Genomic DNA, 20,897 nt, shown 5'->3' with positions numbered 1-20,897 from the left:
CTCGACGCCGGGTATCCCAGAGTCGGCGCCCCGAGGGTCGAGCAGGCGAATGCCGATCGAACATGCGATGGCGTTCTGGTGAGCGGCCCACCACCAGCTCACCGGCGGCTGGTCACACGTCCTCGGTGACCAGCCCGCGCCGTCGCATCAACGGCCCGATTTCGGGCTTGTGTCCGATCAACTCCTCATGCGACACAAGCGGATCCACGCTGTTGCCGCGGGACAGCGTCGAGGCGGCAAAGCGGGCACCGTTCTCCCGGCGCAAACCGCCCTCGGCGAGGAACCACCGTTCGGTCTCGGCGTCGAGCACCTCCGACCAGATGTAGGAGTAGTAGCCGGCCGAGTAACCGCCGCCGAAGATGTGATTGAAGTAGGCGCTGCGGTAGCGGGGTGGGATCAGGTCGGTCCCGATGCCGGCGGCGCGCAGGGCTTGCCTCTCGAATACCTCGACGTCGTCGACCGCCTCGGCGTCGGCGACCGACAGTCGGTGCCAGGCCAGATCGAGTGCCGATGCGGCGAGATACTCGATGGTGCCGTGGGCGGTGTCGGCACCGGCGTTTGCCCGTGCGGCGTCGGCGAGTTCGGCGGGAATCGGCTCCCCCGTCTCGTGGTGGCGCGCATAGTGGGCGAGGACATCGGGGTGCAACGCCCACATCTCGTTGACCTGCGAGGGGAATTCGACGAAGTCCCGCGGCACCGACGTCCCCGACTGCGACGGATACGCCACGGCCGAGAGCAGGCCGTGCACTGCGTGGCCGAACTCGTGGAACAGCGTGGTCAGCTGATCGATGCTCAGCAGAGCGTGTTGTCCCGCATCGGGTTTGGGGATGTTCAACACGTTGACGATGACGGGTTGGGTCGCGAGCAGAGACGACTGATCGACGATGTTGTTCATCCACGCCCCGCCCCGCTTGGACGGCCGCGCGAAATAGTCACCCAGGAACAGTCCGATGCCGGCGCCGGACTCGTCGAAGACCTCCCAGATGCGCACATCGGGGTGGTAGGCGCGCAGATCCGGGCGCTCGGTGAAGCTCAACCCGTAGAGGACACCCGCCGCGTAGAACACACCGCGCGTGATCACGGTGTCGAGCTCGCAGTAGTCGGCGAATGCGTCGAGATCCACCTCGGAACGTGAACGACGTTGCCGCGCAAGCCAATAGGTGAGGTCGGCGGCACCGATCCGGACGTCCGGGTCGACGCCGCGTGCGAACTCGGTCAGCGCGGCGATCTCCCGCTCCCCCGCGGTGCTCGCCGAGCCGATCAACTCGGTCAGCAACTGCTCCACGGCCGTCGCATCGGGCGCGGTCTGCTCGGCGATCACATAGTCGGCGTGATCGCGATAGCCGAGCAGTTGTGCGCGCCGGGCACGCAGCACGACGATCTCGCGCAGCAACTCCCGCGTGTCGAACTCGTTGTCGCGCGCGCATCGGGAGATCGAGGCGTCGAAGACCCGCTGCCGGGTCCGCGGATCGGACAGTTCGGTCAGCACGGACTGACTCGTGGGCAGTTCCAGGCTGATCAGGTAGCCGGACTCGTGACCGGCCTCGGCCGCGGCACGCCGCGCCGAGGCGATCTGGCCGGCACCGAGCCCGTCGAGCTGGGAGACGTCGTCGACGAGCACCGCCGAGGCATTGGTGTCGTCGAGGATCTTCTGTGAGAACGTGGTCGTCAGATACGCCAGGCGCGAAGAGATCTCACGCATCTGGGTCTGCCCGGACGCATCGAGACCCGCACCCGCGCGTACGGCATCGCGGTAACTCTTGTCGAGGAGACGGCGCTGCGGCTCGGTCAGTCCGAGTTCCTCGGCGCGCCCGTGCAGGTCCGAGATCCGGGCGAACAGCGCCGGGTTCATCGCGATGGTGTTCGCGTGATCGGTCAGCCGCGTGGACAACTCCTGGGAGATCTCGTTGCGCCGCGGATTGGTGTCGGGGCCGACGAGGTTGAAGAAGACACCCGCGGCGCGGGCCAGATCGCGGCCCGACAACTCGAGCGCCTCAACGGTGTTGGCGAAGGTCGGCGGTTGCGGGTTGTCGGCGATCGCCGCGACCTCGTCGAGGTGGGTGCCCATGGCCTCGGTGAAGGCGGGCAGGAAGTCCTCGTCGGTGATCGACGCGAAGTCCGGCAGTCCGTGCGGTAAATCGCTTTCCGCGAGAACGGGATTCATACTCGGTCCACCGGCGGTCATCATTTCCCCTTCGGCTTGTCGCCCTGCGAATCGGTGGACAACGCCGCCACGAAAGCCTCCTGCGGCACGTCGACCCGCCCGATGGTTTTCATGCGCTTCTTGCCTTCTTTCTGCTTCTCGAGCAGTTTGCGTTTACGGCTGATGTCGCCGCCGTAGCATTTGGCCAGCACGTCCTTACGGATCGCTCGAATGTTCTCGCGCGCAATGATCTTCGACCCGATGGCGGCCTGGATCGGCACCTCGTACTGCTGGCGCGGGATGAGCTCCTTGAGTTTGATCGCCATCTTGTTGCCGTAGGTGTAGGCGGCATCGCGGTGCACAATCGCACTGAAGGCGTCGACCGCCTCGCCCTGCAACAAGATGTCCACCTTGACCAGATCGGCCTCCTGCTCACCGGCCTCCTCGTAGTCGAGACTCGCGTATCCGCGGGTCCGGGATTTCAACGAATCGAAGAAGTCGAAGATGATTTCGGCCATCGGCATGGTGTAGCGCATCTCCACCCGGGTCTCCGAGAGATAGTCCATGCCGCCGAGTTCGCCGCGCCGCGACTGGCACAACTCCATGATGGCGCCGATGAACTCACTCGGCGCGATGATCGTGGTCTTGACGATGGGCTCGAAGATGTTGCGCGCCTTACCTTCCGGCCAATCCGACGGGTTGGTGACGATGTGCTCGGCGCCGTCTTCCATGACCACCCGGTACACCACGTTGGGTGCCGTCGAGATGAGGTCGAGATCGAATTCGCGCTCGAGTCGCTCACGGGTGATCTCCATGTGCAGCAGGCCGAGGAACCCGCAGCGGAACCCGAACCCGAGGGCGACCGAGGTCTCCGGGTCATAGGTGAGCGCAGCGTCGTTGAGCTGCAGTTTGTCCAGCGCATCGCGGAGCACCGGGTAGTCGGATCCGTCCACCGGATACAGGCCGGAGTAGACCATCGGTCGAGGCTCGCGATATCCGGTGAGCGGCTCTTCGGCACCGTGCCGGGCCGTGGTCACGGTGTCGCCGACCTTGGACTGCCGCACATCTTTCACACCGGTGATCAGGTAACCGACCTCACCGACGCCGAGCCCCTTGGACGGCTTGGGCTCGGGGGAGACGATGCCGACCTCGAGCAGTTCGTGGGTGGCGCCGGTGGACATCATCGCGATCTTCTCGCGCGGCACGATCGCGCCGTCGACCACACGCACATAGGTGACGACGCCGCGATAGGTGTCGTAGACGGAGTCGAAGATCATCGCGCGCGCCGGTGCGTCCGGGTCGCCCTGCGGCGCCGGGACCTGGCGGATCACCTCGTCGAGCAGCGCGGGCACACCCGCGCCGGTCTTACCCGAGACCCGCAGCACCTCGTCGGCCTCGCACCCGATGATGTGGGCGATCTCGGCGGCGTAGCGATCGGGATCGGCCGCGGGCAGGTCGATCTTGTTGAGCACCGGGATGATGGTCAGGTCGTTGTCCATCGCGAGGTAGAGATTGGCCAGGGTCTGCGCCTCGATGCCCTGTGCGGCATCGACCAACAGCACGGCACCCTCGCAGGCCTCGAGCGCGCGCGACACCTCGTAGGTGAAGTCGACGTGGCCGGGGGTGTCGATGAGGTGCAGCACGAAGTTCTCGTCGGTGCCGTCGGCACCGGTCACCGTCCACGGCAGCCGGACGTTCTGTGCCTTGATGGTGATGCCGCGTTCGCGCTCGATGTCCATCCGGTCGAGGTACTGCGCCCGCATGTCCCGATCCGATACCACCCCGGTGAGCTGCAACATCCGATCGGCGAGGGTGGACTTCCCGTGGTCGATGTGCGCGATGATGCAGAAGTTCCTGATCTGCGCGGGATCGGTGAACGTGGTGTCGGCGAAGGTGGGAATCGGACTACTCCTCGGTGGTAACACGGTGCTGCGTCGTACCAGTTTCTCATGACCTCGGTTCCACACGACCTCGGTGCGGACCCGACCCGATCACCCCGGAACCCCCGACAGCGCCCGCTCCACCCTCGACAGCGCTCTTCTGACCGCCGACAGCGCCCGGCGCGTGCCGCGCGATACCGTGTCGCTGTGGCGGCGAACACCGGAATCGAACCCTACGACGAGGGCTCGGTCGTGGCGACCATCCATCATCCCGAGCAGACGCCGCGGGCGAGCGTCGTCCTGGCACACGGCGCCGGGGGCAACCGGGACACCGCGATACTGCTGGCCTACGCGAATGAACTCGCCGGCCGCGGATTCGCGGTGGCGCGGATCGACCTGCCCTACCGCCAGCGCCGCCCCAAGGGACCGCCGAGCCCCTCGACCGCGGCCGCCGACCGCGACGGTATACGTGCCGCCTGCGCGGCCTTTCGGTCGTTGTCGGCGGGCCCGCTGGTCGTCGGCGGCCATTCCTACGGCGGTCGGCAGGCCTCGATGGTGCTCGCCGAGGACGGCGCCCAGGTGGCCGACGGCCTGTTGTTGAGCTCCTACCCGTTGCACCCGCCGGGAAAACCCGAGAAGGCCCGCACCGAGCATCTGCCGTCGATCACCGTCCCGACGCTCGTCGTGCACGGCAGCACCGATCCGTTCGCCACGACCGACGAAATCGGTGCGGCGATCGACCTGATCCCCGCCCCGACCCGGCTGGTGGAGATCGCCAAGGCGGGCCACAGCCTCGATCCGACGAAGAAACCGACGGCTCCCCTCGCCGCCGACGCGGTCGAGCACTTCCTGCTCCGGGAGATCGGCGCATGATGGGAGATCCGCGCATGAGCCGCCGCGCCGTGCGTCCCACCGCCGAGGTGGCCCGATCCATCAGCTACTCCCCCGACCTCGACGGGGATGCCGATCCCGGTGAGATCGTCTGGACCTGGGTCGAATTCGAGGAAGATCCGTCACAGGGCAAGGATCGGCCGGTACTCGTCGTCGGCCGCGACCCGGCCGAGAACCCTACAGCCGATGCCGGCCCCGCCGGCAGCGGCACGGCGGAGCACGTCCTCGCGCTCATGCTGTCCAGCAAGGATCATCACCGCGACGACGACAACTGGCTCTCGATCGGCGCGGGCGGCTGGGACTCCGACCATCGCGAGAGCTTCATCCGCCTCGACCGCGTGCTCGTCGTCGACGCCGATGGCATCCGACGCGAGGGCGCGATCCTGGACCGAGCCCGATTCGACAGGGTCGCAACGCAACTGCGCGATCGGTTCGGCTGGCGGTGATCACGCCAGTCGTGTGATCTCCACGACGACGTCGAGGTCGGTGGCCTGACCCCCGGTGTAGATGCCCTTGAGCGGCGAGACGTCGGAGTAGTCGCGACCCACGCCCACCGACACGTGCTGTTCGGTGATCTCGGTGAAGTTGGTCGGGTCGAATCCCCACCACCCACCGGTCCAGGCCTCGATCCATGCATGGCTCTGACCTTCGACCGTCTTGTCCACGGCCGCATTGGGTTTCGGATGCAAGTACCCCGAGACATAGCGGGACGGGATACCCAGACCGCGCAACATCAGCAGGGTCAGGTGGGCGTAGTCCTGGCACACGCCCTTGCGCTCGTTCCACGCGTCGACCGCGGTGGTGTGCACACCGGTGGTACCCGGGACATACTGCATCTCGTCGTAGACGTAGCGGCACACCGCCTCGACGGCCTCTTCGGGATCGAGGCCCTTGGTCAGCCGCTTGGCGGTCGCCACCAGACTGCGGTTGCGGGGCACATACGGCGTGTTCGAGAGCGCCTCGTCATAGCGGTCCTCGACCTCCTCGTTGCGGATACCGTCCCACTCACGTTTGCGGTCGTCCTCCGGGCGTTCGCCGGGTTCGGTCTCCACCACCGACATCCCCGAAACCTCGAGTTCCTCGTGCGGCGCATGCAGATCGAAGGCGGTGACCGCGGTTCCCCAATAGTCGGTATAGCGGTACGAGCGGGTCGCCGGGACGGTCTCCACACGGTTGACGATGACGTTCTGCCTGCTGTCGCTGCGCGGTGTCAGCCGGGCCTCGTTGTAGGACGAGGTGACCGGGCTCTGGTAGGCGAAGCCCGTCGAATGCACGACCCTCAGTCGCCAGCTCACAGTTCACTCTCCTCGATGACATGTTCCTCACCGTCGCTGACGCGGGCATCGGCCCACGACACGTACGGCGACACATGGAAGTACTGGGCGGTGACCGCCTCGTTGACCGCACGACAGGTGTCCTGCAGATCGAGCAGCCGCTCCTGCAATCCGTCGAGCAGATCACCCGGCTCCAGAAACTCCAGCGAGCTGCGCGCCCGCCCGAGCAGGAGCAGCGCCTCGGCCTGGGCGCCGGTGCGGCTCGGGCCCTTCTCCAGATCGGCCAGATTGTGTTCGGCGACGCTGAGTGCATGGAACACCGACCGCGGGAAAAGCCGGTCCAGCAACATGAATTCGACGATGTTCTCGGCGTTGATGACGCCACGGTACGTGCGCAGGAAGGTGTCGTGCGCACCGGCGGACACCAGCACGTTGACCCACGCGGGCGAACCGGCGCGGTCCCCGGCACGCGCGAGCAGCATGCGGATGGTCATGTCGACCCGCTCCACCGACCGACCCAGCAGCAGATAGCGGTAGCCGTCGTCGTGGCTGAGCGTGGCGTCGGCGAGTCCGGCGAACATCGCGGCGCGATTCTTCACATACGACAAGAATTCATGGGGACCCAGGCGGCGGGATCGGCGCTCGGCGTCGGCCAGACCGTTATAGGTGGTGTTGAGACACTCCCACATCTCGCTCGAGGTGACTTCGCGTGCGCCCCTGGCATTCTCGCGGGCCGAGCGGATCAGGTCGACGATCGATCCGGTCGACTCCTTGGCGTAGGCGACACGCTCGGTCAGCGACCAGACATCGAGATCGGTTTCACTGGCGGGCGCGTCGAGTCCCAGGACCTGAATGACCAGCCGCACCGACGAGTCGACGTCGGCGGTGGCGTCCTCGAGCAATTGGTGGATCGCGACATCGAGCAGACGTGCCATGTCGTCGGCACGCTCGACGTATCGCCCGATCCAGTAGAGCGATTCGGCGTTGCGGGCCAACATCATCGGGCATCACCGTCCTGGGTCGGCACCACTGGTGACGGCTGGGTCTGGGTCATCTGGGTCTGGGTCATCTGGGTCTGGGTCATCGAACCCAGAGTTTGTGTCTGTGTGGCCGAGCACATGCCGGCACCTTGCTGTTGTTGCTGCTGTTGGGTTTGCGCCACCAACGGGTCCGGCGCGCTCTCGGCGGGCCGGGCCGCGGCGACACCGCTCTTGGTGACGACCTTGGCGCCGGCGAGTTCTCGTTCGCCCTCGGAGCTGCGGGTCGCGAGCACCCAGGTGTCCTTCGACCCGCCGCCCTGACTGGAGTTGACGACCAGCGATCCCTCCGGCAACGCCACCCGGGTCAGCCCGCCGGGCAGGACCCACACCGACTCACCGTCGTTGACCGCGAACGGGCGCAGGTCGACGTGACGCGGGCTCAGGTTGTCGCCCGCCTTGGTCGGCACGGTCGACAGTTGCACCACGGGCTGTGCGATCCATCCGCGCGGATCGTTACGCACCTTTCGGGCCAACGTGTCGAGTTCGGCCCGGGTAGCGTCGGGACCGAAGACGATCCCGTAACCGCCTGATCCCTCAACGGGTTTCACCACCAGCTCGTCGATGCGATCGAGGACCTCCTCGCATTCCTCGGGAAGCCAGCACCGCAGCGTGTCGACATTGGCGATGATCGGTTTCTCGCCGAGGTAGTAGTCGATGATCTCCGGCACGTAGGTGTAGATCAACTTGTCGTCGCCGACGCCGTTGCCCACCGCCGAGGAGATCACCACGTTGCCCGCGCGCGCCGCATTGAGCAGGCCGGCGACCCCGAGCATCGAATCCGGCCGGAACTGCATCGGATCGAGGAAGTCGTCGTCGATGCGCCGGTAGATGACGTCGACACGCTGCTCGCCCTCGGTGGTGCGCATGTAGACGACGTTGTCGCGGCAGAACAGGTCTCGTCCCTCGACGAGTTCGACGCCCATCAGTCGAGCGAGCAGTGAGTGCTCGAAGTAGGCCGAGTTGGCCACGCCCGGGGTGAGGACCACGATGTTCGGGTCGGCCTCGTTGAAGGCCGCCGAGGCCCGTAGCGCGCGCAGCAGATGGCTCGGATAATCGGCGACCGCGCGGACCTTGTGCGAGGAGAACAGGTCCGGGAACACCCGGGCCATGGTGCGCCGGTTCTCCATCACATAGGACACACCCGACGGTGAGCGCAGATTGTCCTCGAGCACCCGGAAATCGCCGTTGGCGTCACGGACCAGGTCGATTCCGGCGACGTGGATCCGGACGCCGTTGGGCGGCCGGATGTTTGCGGCCTGCCGGTGGAAGTGCTCACAGGAATGCACGAGCCGCTTGGGCAGAACCCCGTCGCGCAGGATCTCCTGCTCGCCGTAGACGTCGTCGAGAAACAACTCGAGCGCCTGCACGCGCTGGGTGATACCGGCCTCGAGTTTGGACCACTCCGATGCCGAAATCACCCGCGGCACAACGTCCAACGGGAACGGTCGCTCCTTGCCCGAGAGGGAGAAGGTGATGCCCTGGTCGATGAAGGCGCGACCGAGCGCGTCGATACGGCCCTCGATGTCGGCGCGCTCGGATTCGGCCATCACCTTGAAGATCCCCCGGTAGGCCGATCGGACCTCACCCTGGTGATCGAACATCTCGTCGTAGGCCACACCGAAGGACTTCGCCGCCTCGTAATCCGCGAAAATCCCTGTTTCCGTGGGCTTTACGGAGGTGGTGGCGGTCTTCGCCCGGCCCGTCCGCCCATTCGACGCCGGCTTGCCGTCCGGTTTCGCGGTCGACGTCCGATTCGCGGCCGTCTTCGCCGAAGAGGTCTTACGCGCCTTCTTCGCGGGCGTGTCCGTCGGTGCAGGGCTCATAACCTGACATGTTGCCTCAGATTCAACGATTCGGCATGGTGGTCCGCGGACCCCGACACCCCCGCCGACCCGAGCGATCGGCCGACGCGCGACTCAGCCGCCGATCGTGCGCCGTAGGGCCAGGACCCGTCGGCGCGCGCGCCGCACCAGATTCATTGCACGCGTTTGCGCGGCCGGGCGTGTCACCGGCATCGGCGCCCGGATGATCATCTCGGCCAATGTGTCGAGTGCCGCGGTGAGGACCTCCTCGGCCTGCGGTGCCGCCGCGGCGTCGTCGCGCTCGCGCGGCACCTGCAGGTCGTCGAGCGAGCCGACCACCGGATAGCCCGCAGATCGCAGCCCGGTGATCATCTCGGCGGACCGATCCGCAGCCCATGCCCGCTGTTCGGCTGACAGGCCGTGCGGAGCACCGTCGGACCGGCCCGACATGATGTGGGCGACGACCTGCTCCTTGAGGACCCGCTCGTATCGCTGCCACTCCACGACGTCGGGCTGCAACCGGGTGTTGAGCAGGCGCAGCATCTCGGTCTGGGCCGCCGACAGAGACGTGTTGAGGTTCGGGACCGGAACCGTCAACGGTGCCGGGTCGACACCGAGCACCGACAGGAATCGCTCCCACAGACCGTCGCCGTCACCACGGATGCGTGGCACGGTCACCACGTGCACCCGCTCGGCGCCGACCACCTCCGACCAGCGGGCCAGGATGCGCACATGATCCTGGAACTCCCAGAACGGCTCCTCCTCCGGCACGTCACCGGGCTCACCGCCCCCACCGTCCGGCGACGCCGCGTGTGCCCGCACCGAGGTCACGAACTCGTCGAACGAGGCACGACGCTGGTTCTTGACGTTCTCCTGCCAGACCGACGGCAACTGACGCGCCAGATCTCGGACGGTCGCGATGACATGGACCTCGTCGGCGAAAGACAGCTCCGCGACGAGGCGCCGCGCCTGATCGACGGTGGCGGTGGCGAACAGTTCGTGGGAGACCAACGAGGTCTGGGGCCACGGTCGCATCTGCCCGACCATCGACGCCCACGTCCGCGCATGGGCCGGATCGACCCAGTCGAGGTAGCGGTCGGGCTGCAGATGTGCGGCGGCGTGGAAGTGGTCGGAGATCTCGTTGCCCGGGTACAGCAGCCCCGACTCCTGCAGGGCGAGGTCACGGTTGTGCCAGAGCCGATCCTGTAGGTGCGTGGTACCGGTCTTGGGCAACCCGATGTGGATGTAGACGACGGACATGATGACCGTCAGGATAGTGCCCGATATCTCCGATGCCGCTGAAGCGATGCTGGGTATCGGCTGCCGGTTCGGCTCGCCGGTGAGCTGTCCACGAGGCCACGCCAACCGATCGCCCGCCGCGATTTTGGGGGCAGGTGTCCGGCTGGTAAACTCGATCGCTGTCGCAGTGTCGCCCGACCCCGACCATCGGAATCGGGTCCGGCCTGCTCGGGAGCGTCTGGAGATCCGGCCCGAGCCCATCGATCACCGATCGGGGTTCGTCGGGTTCATCGCAACCCGACGAGACACGACCGAAAAGCACGAACACCAGACACACGAACTACACAGACGAGGTACACACGCGTGGCAAACATCAAGTCCCAGGTCAAGCGCAACCGCACCAACGAGATCCGTCGGCAGCGCAACCAGTCGGTCAAGTCGTCCCTGCGCACCGCGATCCGCGGTTTCCGTGAGGCCGTGGACGCCGGCGACAAGGACAAGGCCGGCGAGCTGCTGGTGACCACCAGCCGCAAGCTCGACAAGGCCGCCAGCAAGGGCGTCATCCACGCCAACCAGGCCGCCAACAAGAAGTCGGCGATGGCACTCGCCCTCAACAAGCTCTGAACCGTCAGCAAGCCCTGAACCGTCTGCAACCCTGACTGGTCAGCGCGATCTGATTCGCCGGCACGCCTTCCCGACTGCGAGCGCCTGAAACGGCTGCTGCGGCCCGGAGGGATTCGAGGCGTTTCTTCTCCTGCACTTCACCCCGGTGATCCCCACGCGGTCACCGGGGTGAAGTGCGTGGGTCGTCACCCATCCCCTACCCCGCGCGTCGGCGACCCGCGGGTCGCAGTCCCGCGACCCGGACCACCGCATCGGTCAACGCGAAATCCGCGTCCGCGGCCTGTCCCTTGACATCCCCGTTGAGTGCGGCGACGACCACCACCGCCGCGGCAATCGACTCCGAATCCCACGCCCGCCCCTGGGCCTGGGCGTTCTTCACCCGGCGCGGCGACATGCCCAATTCGGCTGCCGCGGAGGCATCGACGTTCCCGAGGGCACGCACACGCGCGATCGCATGCACCGCCTCGGCCAAGGCATCGGCCAGCAGCACCCGCGGGACACCGTGGTGCAACGCCCACGCCAGTGACTCGAGTGCACCCGCGCGGTCTCCGGCAACCGCCTTGTCGGCGACCTCGAAGCCACTCACCTCCGGGCGGCCCTGGTAGTACAGCCGCACCGACTCCTCGTCGACCTTGCCGCCGGTATCGGCGACGAGCTGGCTGCACGCGGCCGCCAGTTCACGCAACTGGGCGCCGACGGATTCGACGATCACCTCCACCACATCGTTGGAGACCCGCACTCCCAGGGTCCGGAACTCGTTGCGGACAAACGTCATACGCTCCGACGGCCACCGCGGCGCCACACACTCGTGCACCGTGGCGTCGGCCTTGCGAAGATCCGTGGCAAGCGACTTCGCGCGGCCTCCCCCCGTGTGGATCACCAGCAGGGTGATGCCCTCGGGCAGCGTCCGTGCCGTCTCGGAGATCAGCGCCGCCGGCTGCTTACCGGCATCGGCAGCCGACTCGACGACCACCACCCGCTCGTCGGCGAACAACGACGGGCTCAGCAATTCCGCGAGTTCCGGGCCGGTGACGTCACCGGCACGCACCCTGGTCACCGGGACGTCGGTCCCGGCGGCCGCCGACCGCTGCGCCACCACATCGTCGATGACACGGCCGGTGAGGAAGTCGTCGTCCCCGAGGAGCAGATGCAGACGTTCGGTCACGGGCCCCATCGTGCCAGACCCCGCCGACACCGCAGCACCGCGATCCGCACCGAGTCGGCGTCGATGTGGCGGACCGCCGCAGCGACGGCGACGATCACGGCCGAGCACATCAGCGACACCATCACCCCGGGCCAGCCCTCCGGTATCCCGATCACCGCCCACCGCCACGACCCGAGGCGATCGGCACACGTGATCATCCACCACACCTCCGGTGCCATGGCGCGGATCAGCAACTCCGACACCATCATCGGGATTCCGTCCACCCTTCCGAACGCCCCGATCAGCGCTGCCGCGGTGCCGACGATCCCGACGACGGCCACCACGGGCGCAACCGCCACGTTCGCCAGCACGGTGACCAGACTGAGGGTGCCGGACAGGTACGCGATCATCGGGGAGGTGGTCACCGCGGCGGCAACGGCCATCGCCGTCACCTCGGCGATCCCGGCGGGCACCCGGACCGCGCGCAGCGCATCCCGGATACCCGGGGCGACCATCACGAGGCCCGCCGTGGCAACGACCGACAGCACGAATCCCGGTTCTCGGGCCAGCTCCGGCCACCACAACACGCCCCCGATGACGGCCGCGCCGAGCGCGGGCAACGCCTGCGAACGCCGCGAACTCAGCAATGCCAGCAGGCCCACCCCACCCATCATCGCCGCGCGCAGCACGCTCGGTGACGGACGCACGAGGATGACGAAGCCGACGATCGTCAGGGCACCGGCGACGGCCACGACCTTCGGTGACGCGCCGGCCAACCGGAACGCGAAGATCACCGCGCCGCACACCACCGCGAAGTTGGCGCCGGAGACCGCGGTCAGATGGAGCAGACCGGCAGCCCGGAAGTCGTCGCGAACCTCCGACGACAGCGCGCTCTCGTCTCCGAGGACCAGACCCGGGAACAATCCCGACGCCTCCGGCGACAACGCCCGTACGGCGCTGCGCTGCAACCGTTCCCGGATGTGACCGGCGACCCGCTGGTGCGGCGGGGGCCGTCCCAGCAACGTCGGTGCCCCCGACTCCGTCACCCGCGCGACGACGAGTTCTCCCGGCGGCGGCGGACGTACGGTCACCAGGACCCGCACACGTTGCCCCGGAAGCACACCCGCCCATGACTGTGCCCGACCAACGAGTTCGGCCCCTGCCGTGGACACCGATCGCCGTGCGACGGCGTCGATCTCGACCCGGGCCCGCACCATCCCCGCCGCGGCGGGACCGAACGCCACCGGGTCCTCACGCAGCGTCAGCCACATCGTCGCCTTGCCGTGCATCTCGTGCACCGGATGACGGTCACGGATTTCCAGCCGCAACGCCATCGCCGTCGCACACGTGGCAGCGAGCACCGCACACACCACTGCCGGGCCGGCGATCTTCCATCCCAGGCGACGCGTCCGCCACATCAGCACGACGACGACCGCGACCACCGTCGAGGACACCGCGATCATCACCGCCACGCGCACCGTGGCGCCGAGGCATACCGCCGTGATGATCCACACCACCACCGCCGGCGACAGCAGGCGCAGATCCTGATCACGCATTCACACCGTCACCAGGCCGCGCAGCTTGGCCAACCGGGACGGACCGATCCCGTCGACCTCGCCGAGCTGATCGACGGAGCTGAAAGTGCCGTTGCGCGTGCGGTAGTCGATGATCGCCTGCGCGGTGACCGGACCGACGCCGGGTAGCGCGTCGAGTTCGGACTCCGATGCGGTGTTCAGATTGACCAGACCGCCCGGATTCCCGGCGGCGCCGGCGGCCGGGGCCGGCGAGCCCCCACCTGCCGAGGCCGATCCTCCGGGGGCACCGGTCCCCGACGGGACCGGGGTTCCGGCGGCGGATGCGCCGCCCGAGGCCACGACCGCGCTGCGCAATGCGAGCCTGCCCTCCTGCGCCGCGTAACCCACGAGGATCTGGTCACCGTCGCGAACGGGCTGCGCCAGGTTCAACGAGACCGTGTCGGCGCCCTCACGCGTGCCGCCGGCGGCGGCGAGTGCGTCGGCGATCCGGGCGTCGCTGTGGAGTCGGACCAGACCTGGCCGGTGCACCAGTCCGACGACACTGACCACCACCTGTGCATTGGCGGCAGGTGGCTGCCCCGCACCCGCGGCGGATGCGCGCGACGGTGCGGACGTGACATCCGAGGGGTTCGACGACGTGGCCGGCCCGCCCGGTGCGCCGAAGTCCACCGCGGGTGCCTCTCCGGAATCGCCGAACAGGCCGAATCCGGCGATCACACATGCCACGACGCCGACGAGAATGATGGCGATCGCGGCCGGCGGGGCGACGGCGAAGCGGCGGCGCGGCCGGTCGTCGAGTCCGTCCTCGACGTCGTCGTCGAGATGGGGGTCGTCGAGATGGGGGTCGTCGGGATGGGCACCTGGGTCATCGTCGGAGTGCGGGTCGCCGCCCACCCCAGGGTTGCCCACACGGGCGGAAACGGTCCCGGCGGGCTTGGAGCGGACCGGGGCGGGATCGGTGGCGACCGGATCGAGCCAACCCGGCAGTGCCACCGCACCCCACCCGTCGTCGACCGCGGTCCGCATCGGCGACGGGTCGCCGCCGGGGTGTGCGTCGGAATTGCCCTGCGGCGCCGGATCATCGAGTTCGACGGGTGCGAGCGCACCGTCGGTGACGCGCTCGAGCCCGGAGAGTCGGTCGAGTGCCGAGCGGCGCCGGGAGCGGGCGTGAGAGTCCTCGGCGCCGGCCCGACGCGGTGTTCGTGAGGTGTCACTCATGGCGGCGAGCCTAAGGCGACGCACAGACCCGTGCGGCCGCCTGCGCCGTCGTCACCGGCGATCTGTGCAGTATCGCGGTTCTGTGGACTGCGGATCGGGAAATGCCGGCGGGTCAGTCGATCTGGTCGGCGCCCTCGATCGGATCCAGATGGGTGGTCACGGTCAGGCCGAGTGCGCCCGGTCCGATGTGACTGCCGAGGATGGGACCGAGATCGACGGTCAGCGCTGAGGTCACCACACGCAGCCGTTCGCGGACCGTGATGGCGAGATCGTGTGCGGCGTCCGGGATCTGGCAGTGCTGCACGCCCAGGGTCACCGCCCGGCCGTCGGCGAAGTCGACCGCGGTGTCGGTCATCTTCGCCACGGCCCGCGAGAACGTCCGTTGTCGCTCGCGCAGGGTCAGGATGCCGTCGTCGATGGCGAGGATGGGTTTGATCGACAACGCCGACCCGAGCAGTTTGCCCGCCGCACTGATGCGTCCGCTGTTGCGCAGGTTGTCCAGACTCTGCACGCAGATCAGCGATTCGGCGGTGGAGGCCTGCCGGATCGCCGACTCGTAGACCCGGTCGCGGTCGGCTCCGGCGGCCGCGGCCTGCGCGGCGGCGATCGCCGCGAAGCCCAGGCCCAGCCCCACCGAGCGGCTGTCGACGACCCGGATCAGGCCGGGATGATTCTCGGCGGCCAGTCGCGCCGCACCCCACGTCCCGGACAGTCGCCTCGACATCATCACCGCGACCACGCCGGCACCGTCGCTGGCCGCGACTGCGGTATCGAATGCCGCGGCGAGTTCCTGCGGATTGGCGCCCGAGGTCGTCACACCCGATCGGGTGATCAGATCGTCGGGGATGTCGTCGATGCCCTCGCGGTAATCGACACCGTCGAGGGCCAGGTGCAACGGGACCACCGAGATCCGATAGTGCTCGGCGATCGCCGGTGGGAGGCGGGCCGAGGAATCGGTGACGACGACGACAGGCACGGGTCTACGTTAGCCGTTGCATCCGGGTGTCCCACGCCGGTGCGGGTCACTCCGGGGTGGTGTCGGCCACGCGCTCAGTCGGTCAGGATCGGGTCGAGGACCCCGGCGACCGCATCGGCGATCTGCCGGTGACAGTCGAACCCCCAGTGAATCCCGTCCGGGTTCATCTCGGCGGCGGGGTCGTCGAAGTGCGCCCGGGTGATCGAGTAGAACTCGACGGTCGGCAGACCCGCCGATGACGCCCACCGTTGCATGGCCGCCGTCGTCGGGATGCGACCGGAATGGACGTTCCCGTAGTAGGGACTGCGGTGTGTCGGTGGCAAACACACCACGATCGGCAGATCGGGACGTAGCCGGGTGAGCGCGTCGGCCACCTTGTCCAGATGCTCGACGGTCACCTTCGGCGGGAGCGCCACCGGCCAGCCGAGGCGCGACGCGCGTGGTTGCCACCACTGATATCCGGTGCGCACCGCCTGCCGCAGCCGGGGCGGACGCAGGTACCGGATCTGTTCGCGCAGCGCCGTCGGCAGTGGCGACGGCAGGCTGTCCATCCCGCCGATCGCGAGGACGACCGCGCGCGCCGACGGGACCACCGACCAGATGTTGGGGTCCTGGGTCAGCGCCCACCACACGTCACGGCTGGTCCAGCCCACCCGGCCGAACAGCCGGGTCGGCAGGCCAACATGTGCGCCGAGAAGGTTCGGCCAGATCCGCGGATCGTCGGCGGGCAGTCCGCCGCCGGGACCGTAGTACGCGAGTGAATCCGACAGTACGAGCAGGCAACCGTCGTCACCCGCGGCCGGTATGGGATCGGGCCCCGTGGGATCAGGCACCCTCACTGGATTGCCGCGTCGGCCACCTCGGCCGAGGCGTTCCACACGTCCAGGCGCCATCGCGGATTCTCACCGGGAGCCGCATGCCCGGACAACTGCACCCAGCTGGTGTTGGCCAGGCCACCGAGAATCGGCCACCGCGCCACCGGCAGATCCAGCAGGGCGGCGGTCATCGCGGCGATGACCCCGCCGTGCGCGACCAACACCACCGGCGACTCCGGTGATGCGCCCGTCCCCCAGTCCTCCAGTGTGGCAACGAGTTCGGTGACGACCGGCACCGCCCGAGCGGCGACGTCGGTGCGGCTCTCGCCACCCGGCGGCGCCCAGGTGGCGTCGTCGCGCCAGATCACCCGGGCACCGGGTGCCTGCGCGTCGACCTCCAGATGGGTCAAGCCCTGCCACTGCCCCAGGTGTGTTTCGCGCAGCCGCTCATCGGTCTCGACCGACAGTCCGGTCGCCAACGCCAACGCCTCCGCGGTGTCGCGGGCGCGACGCAGATCCGACGACCGGATCACCATGGGATTCTTGTCCGCCAGCGCTGCTGCAGCCGACTTCGCCTGTTGCACACCGAGTTCGGAGAGATCGGTATCGAGCTGTCCCTGCATCCGGCTGGTCGCGTTGTAGCCGGTCTGTCCGTGCCGCAACAGGATCAACCGGCGCACGATCGGCGTGAGGCGTTCGACGGAGGTGTCGCCGCTGTCGGGACCGCCGCTCACTCGGACTCCTGATCGCTGGTGACGTCGACGGTCGGGCAGTCCTTCCACAAGCTCTCCAGCGCATAGAAGGCGCGCTCGTCGGCATGCTGGATGTGGATCACGATGTCGATGTAATCCAGGAGCGCCCAACGGCCTTCGCGAGTACCTTCTCGGCGCACCGGCTTGTATCCGGCCTCGCGCATCTTGTCCTCGACCTCGTCGGTGATCGCATTGACCTGACGCTCGTTGTCGGCGGATGCGATGACGAACAGGTCGGTGATCACCAATTGTTCGGAGACGTCGATGACGGCGACGTCGTGACCGAGTTTGTCCTCGGCCGCCAGCGCAGCCACCCGCGCCATCGCCAATGCCTCGGCTGATGCAGTCACACAAGTCCTTTCATTACGGCGGCCACCCCGAGCGGGGCGGGATGTCGATCGGCGGGGTCGGTCACGGCGCCGACACCCGGGCGGAGTTGTTGCGCAGCGGTCGATAGAGCCGGCGCTTGGCGATGTACTGCACGACGCCGTCGGGAACGAGGTACCAGACCGGACGTCCCTGCGCGGCGCGCGCCCGGCATTCGGTCGAGGAGATCGCCAGGGCCGGGATCTCGAGCATCTGCAGTGTTTCCGGCGGCAGATCCTGCAGATGCTGGGCGAGGTGACTCGCATTGAGTTCGTAACCGGGCCGGCTGACGCCGATGAAGTTGGCCAGCTCGAACAGCTCTTCCCAGTTCTGCCAGGACAGGATCGATTCGAGCGCGTCGGCACCGGTGATGAAGAACAGTTCGGCGTCGGGCAGGATCGCGTGCAGATCACGCAACGTGTCGACGGTGTAGGTGTTTCCCTCGCGGTCGATGTCGACGCGGCTCACCGAGAAGCGCGGGTTGGATGCGGTCGCGATCACCGTCATCAGATAGCGGTCCTCGGCGGGTGAGACCTCTTTGCTGCGCTGGTCGTTCTTGCGGCGCTGATCGACACTGTGGAGCTCATCAACGCCGTCGGTCCCCGATCCTTCGTCCTCGCCGAGTTTCTGCCAGGGCCGGCCGGTGGGTACGAAGATGACCTCGTGTAGCGAGAACCGGTGTGCGACCTCACTGGCCGCCACCAGGTGACCGTTGTGGATCGGGTCGAACGTGCCACCCATCACGCCGATGCGGCGGCGCGCCTGCGGGCGGTCGGTGGACATGAAGGGTGAGTCTACGCGGTGGGACCCGGCGAGCCGGTCGCGACGGCGGGCGGGCGCATCGTCACACCGGTAGCAGGTCGGCGATGACGGTGGCGAGCTGACGGGCGTTGCGGCACTCGAACATGTCGATGACCTCCGCATAGTCGTCGGCGGCGGAGTCACCGGTACCCCATTCGGCGCCGGCCTCGGGGTTGAGCCAGTAGGCGTGGCGCGCGCGTTCGACGAGTTGGGCGAGCAGTTCGGTGCGGGGGAAGCCGAAGTTGGTCCGGGCGTCGCCGAGGATCAGCAGTGCGCCGCGGTGGGTGAGCGTCTCGGCGTACTCGTCGACGAAGCCGCGCAACATGTTGCCGTAGTCGGAGTGCCCGTCGCGGGTGATGAGCCGGGCGGTCGAGATCATCCGGTGCATCGCCGCCCGGGCGTCACCGCCGAAGCCGGCGTCGGCGTCGTTGCGCGGGTCGAACAGATCGGTCACCTCGTCGACGGTGTCGATGAACGCGAACACCCGGACCTTCGAGAACTGCTGGCGCAGTGCGTAGACGAGGTTGAGGGTGAATTGGGAGAACCCGGCGACCGAGCCGGAGACGTCACAGATGACGATCAGTTCGGGCCGTCCGGGTCGGGGTTTGCGGTGGCGGAGTTCGATGGGCACCCCGCCGGTCGACATCGATGCGCGCAGCGTGGTCCGCACGTCGACCGGCCCGCGGTGGGCGCGTCGGCGGCGGATCTCCAACCGCGAGGCCAACAATCGGGCCAGCGGGTCGATGGTGCGGCGCAGTTCGGCCTGTTCCCTGGCGCCCGCGGTGAGGAAGTTGATGTTCTCCGGCAGGTTGGGCACCGCGTACTCGCCGACGCGTTCGCGGCCGTTGCGCGCCGACATCCGACGTTGGGTTTCGCGTTCGATCGCCGCACGGACCGCTGCGGCCCGATCACCGGCGGCGCGGCGGAACATCGGTTCGGTACCCAGATCGAGATCCGACGGCGACCCGCCGGCCATCGCCGCCGCGATCCGGGCGATCAGGGTCTGCGGGTCGATCGAGGACAGCGCCTGATACGCCGAATACGCCTCGCCGCGGGCGGATTCGTACCGCCCGAGCATTTCGACGATCTCGGCGACCATCGCGTCGAGACGGCCGTCGGACTCCGAGTCGGGGTCGGCCAGCAGGGTGGCCAGCGCGTCGCGGGTGGCGGCGATGTCCACCTCACCGTCGGCGGTGCGCGGCAGTTCCTCGGTGCTGGTGCGCGCTCCGGGTGCGGCCGGGAACCACAGGTCGAAGAGCCGATCGAAGGCCGGCCGGTGCAGGTGGTCGTCGAGCAGTGTCGCCGCGAGTCCCTCCCGCAGACTGCTGCGGTCGAGCAGGTCGAGGACCTCGACGGCACGTGCGGCGTCGATCAGGTTCGACGGCCCGACCACCACTCCGCGTCGGCGCAACTCGTCGACGAAGTCGGTGAGGTGTGCGACGAGCGGCGCGGTTTCCGGCACGGCCGACATCAGCCGAGTTTGAGTTCTTTGATGGCTGTGGTGAGATCCGGCCGATGTTTGAGCACGACGCCGAGGGTGCGCGCGATCAGTCCGTTGTCGAGCCCACGTCCCGACGACACGGAGGTGGGTTCCCCGGCGCCGAGGGCGAGCAGGGTGTTCGCCCAATCGATGGTCTCGGCCACCGACGGCTTCTTGCGGATGTCGAGGGTGCGCAGGACGCCGACCACCCGGACGAGTTCGGCGGCCAGCGACTCGGTGAGCGCGGGCACCCGGGAGGCGAGGATGTCCTTCTCCCGCTTGGCGTCCGGGAAATCGATGTACAGGTAGAGGCACCGCCGCTTGAGCGCCTCGGACAGTTCGCGGGTGGCGTTGGAGGTCAACAGCACGATCGGGCGACGGGCGGCGACGACGGTGCCCATCTCGGGGATGGTGACGGCGAAGTCGCTGAGCACCTCCAGCAGCAGACCCTCCATGTCGACGTCGGCCTTGTCGATCTCGTCGATGAGCAGCACCGTGGCACCGGGCCGCGAGATCGCGGTCAACAGCGGCCGCGGCAGCAGGAACTCCTCGGAGAAGATGTCGGTCTTGGCCTCCGCCCAGTCCCGGGTTCCGGTCGCCTGGATGTGCAGGATCTGCTTGGCGTGGTTCCACTCGTAGAGCGCCCGCGCCTCGTCGATGCCTTCGTAGCACTGCAGCCGCACGAGTTCGGCGTCGGTGGCGGCGGCGATGGCCCGGGCCAGCTCGGTCTTGCCGACCCCGGCGGGACCCTCGACGAGAAGCGGTTTGCCGAGCCGGTCGGCCAGGAAGGTGGCGGTCGCGGTGGCGTCGTCGGGGAGATAGCCGGTGCCGCGCAGACGGGCGGCCACGTCGGGAACATCGGTGAAGGACGGGTGCACCGTCGAGTTGGTGTCGGTGGGTGTTGTGCTCACAGGGAC

At 68.0% G+C, this 20,897-nt stretch carries 19 protein-coding genes; 3 read left to right on the top strand and 16 right to left on the bottom strand.

The window, feature by feature from the left end; genetic code table 11:
- Positions 1-112: 112 nt before the first annotated feature.
- Positions 113-2,188, bottom strand: a complete 2,076-nt coding sequence (locus GOPIP_RS15350; protein WP_020170804.1) for a M3 family metallopeptidase — start codon at positions 2,186-2,188, stop codon at positions 113-115.
- Positions 2,185-4,068 (bottom strand): translation elongation factor 4, encoded by a 1,884-nt coding sequence (gene lepA / locus GOPIP_RS15345; RefSeq protein ID WP_006370621.1) that lies wholly within the window; start codon positions 4,066-4,068, stop codon positions 2,185-2,187. Before lepA ends, GOPIP_RS15350 begins: the two co-directional genes overlap by 4 nt.
- A 162-nt stretch (positions 4,069-4,230) precedes the next feature.
- On the opposite strand from lepA, the gene GOPIP_RS15340 reads away from it, so the two are divergent.
- Both GOPIP_RS15340 and GOPIP_RS15335 read left to right on the top strand, forming a co-directional pair.
- Positions 4,231-4,896: an alpha/beta hydrolase family protein gene (locus GOPIP_RS15340; RefSeq protein WP_006370620.1), complete on the top strand. Its 666-nt coding sequence runs from the start codon at positions 4,231-4,233 to the stop codon at positions 4,894-4,896.
- A gap of 14 nt (positions 4,897-4,910) precedes the next feature.
- On the top strand, positions 4,911-5,360 hold the full coding sequence (locus tag GOPIP_RS15335; RefSeq protein WP_026920022.1) for a type II toxin-antitoxin system PemK/MazF family toxin: 450 nt from the start codon (positions 4,911-4,913) through the stop codon (positions 5,358-5,360).
- On the opposite strand, the gene GOPIP_RS15330 is transcribed toward GOPIP_RS15335, so the two are convergent.
- The 4 genes from GOPIP_RS15330 to GOPIP_RS15315 all read right to left on the bottom strand — a co-directional run bounded on the left by GOPIP_RS15330 (position 5,361) and on the right by GOPIP_RS15315 (position 10,290).
- Positions 5,361-6,209: a transglutaminase family protein gene (locus tag GOPIP_RS15330; protein ID WP_006370618.1), complete on the bottom strand. Its 849-nt coding sequence runs from the start codon at positions 6,207-6,209 to the stop codon at positions 5,361-5,363.
- Positions 6,206-7,189 (bottom strand): alpha-E domain-containing protein, encoded by a 984-nt coding sequence (locus tag GOPIP_RS15325; protein WP_006370617.1) that lies wholly within the window; start codon positions 7,187-7,189, stop codon positions 6,206-6,208. The genes GOPIP_RS15330 and GOPIP_RS15325 overlap by 4 nt, the downstream gene beginning before the upstream one ends.
- Positions 7,186-9,051 (bottom strand): circularly permuted type 2 ATP-grasp protein, encoded by a 1,866-nt coding sequence (locus GOPIP_RS15320; RefSeq protein WP_170320214.1) that lies wholly within the window; start codon positions 9,049-9,051, stop codon positions 7,186-7,188. Before GOPIP_RS15320 ends, GOPIP_RS15325 begins: the two co-directional genes overlap by 4 nt.
- A gap of 93 nt (positions 9,052-9,144) precedes the next feature.
- Positions 9,145-10,290, bottom strand: a complete 1,146-nt coding sequence (locus GOPIP_RS15315; protein ID WP_006370615.1) for a hypothetical protein — start codon at positions 10,288-10,290, stop codon at positions 9,145-9,147.
- 342 nt (positions 10,291-10,632) lie between these two features.
- Here GOPIP_RS15315 and rpsT point away from each other — a divergent pair, with 342 nt between their 5' ends.
- Positions 10,633-10,893 (top strand): 30S ribosomal protein S20, encoded by a 261-nt coding sequence (rpsT, locus tag GOPIP_RS15310; protein WP_006370614.1) that lies wholly within the window; start codon positions 10,633-10,635, stop codon positions 10,891-10,893.
- A gap of 196 nt (positions 10,894-11,089) precedes the next feature.
- On the opposite strand, the gene holA is transcribed toward rpsT, so the two are convergent.
- From holA to GOPIP_RS15260, 10 genes are all read right to left on the bottom strand, one after another.
- Positions 11,090-12,067 carry a DNA polymerase III subunit delta gene (holA, locus tag GOPIP_RS15305; RefSeq protein WP_006370613.1) on the bottom strand — a complete coding sequence of 326 codons (978 nt, stop codon included), beginning with the start codon at positions 12,065-12,067 and terminating at the stop codon, positions 11,090-11,092.
- Positions 12,055-13,593 carry a ComEC/Rec2 family competence protein gene (locus tag GOPIP_RS15300; protein WP_006370612.1) on the bottom strand — a complete coding sequence of 513 codons (1,539 nt, stop codon included), beginning with the start codon at positions 13,591-13,593 and terminating at the stop codon, positions 12,055-12,057. The genes holA and GOPIP_RS15300 overlap by 13 nt, the downstream gene beginning before the upstream one ends.
- On the bottom strand, positions 13,594-14,790 hold the full coding sequence (locus tag GOPIP_RS15295; protein WP_006370611.1) for a ComEA family DNA-binding protein: 1,197 nt from the start codon (positions 14,788-14,790) through the stop codon (positions 13,594-13,596). It abuts the gene before it with no gap.
- A 112-nt stretch (positions 14,791-14,902) separates the two neighbouring features.
- Positions 14,903-15,766 carry a DegV family protein gene (locus tag GOPIP_RS15290; RefSeq protein ID WP_006370610.1) on the bottom strand — a complete coding sequence of 288 codons (864 nt, stop codon included), beginning with the start codon at positions 15,764-15,766 and terminating at the stop codon, positions 14,903-14,905.
- Positions 15,767-15,840: 74 nt separating this feature from the next.
- Positions 15,841-16,599 carry a diglucosylglycerate octanoyltransferase gene (octT, locus tag GOPIP_RS15285; protein WP_006370609.1) on the bottom strand — a complete coding sequence of 253 codons (759 nt, stop codon included), beginning with the start codon at positions 16,597-16,599 and terminating at the stop codon, positions 15,841-15,843.
- 2 nt (positions 16,600-16,601) lie between these two features.
- On the bottom strand, positions 16,602-17,315 hold the full coding sequence (locus GOPIP_RS15280; RefSeq protein ID WP_006370608.1) for a histidine phosphatase family protein: 714 nt from the start codon (positions 17,313-17,315) through the stop codon (positions 16,602-16,604).
- The gene (gene rsfS, locus GOPIP_RS15275) at positions 17,312-17,683 is read right to left on the bottom strand and encodes a ribosome silencing factor (protein ID WP_006370607.1); all 372 of its coding nucleotides are present in this window, start codon (positions 17,681-17,683) and stop codon (positions 17,312-17,314) included. Before rsfS ends, GOPIP_RS15280 begins: the two co-directional genes overlap by 4 nt.
- 61 nt (positions 17,684-17,744) lie before the next feature.
- Entirely contained in the window at positions 17,745-18,482 is a 738-nt protein-coding gene (nadD, locus tag GOPIP_RS15270; RefSeq protein WP_006370606.1) for a nicotinate-nucleotide adenylyltransferase, read from the bottom strand.
- Positions 18,483-18,543: 61 nt separating this feature from the next.
- Positions 18,544-19,971 (bottom strand): vWA domain-containing protein, encoded by a 1,428-nt coding sequence (locus GOPIP_RS15265; RefSeq protein ID WP_006370605.1) that lies wholly within the window; start codon positions 19,969-19,971, stop codon positions 18,544-18,546.
- Entirely contained in the window at positions 19,971-20,891 is a 921-nt protein-coding gene (locus tag GOPIP_RS15260; RefSeq protein ID WP_006370604.1) for an AAA family ATPase, read from the bottom strand. Before GOPIP_RS15260 ends, GOPIP_RS15265 begins: the two co-directional genes overlap by 1 nt.
- Between the last annotated feature and the right edge of the window lie 6 nt (positions 20,892-20,897).

It is taken from the genome of Gordonia polyisoprenivorans NBRC 16320 = JCM 10675, from assembly GCF_000241325.1.
Taxonomy (GTDB): Bacteria; Actinomycetota; Actinomycetes; order Mycobacteriales; family Mycobacteriaceae; genus Gordonia; species Gordonia polyisoprenivorans.
This window is presented reverse-complemented; position numbering and strand designations above follow the sequence as displayed.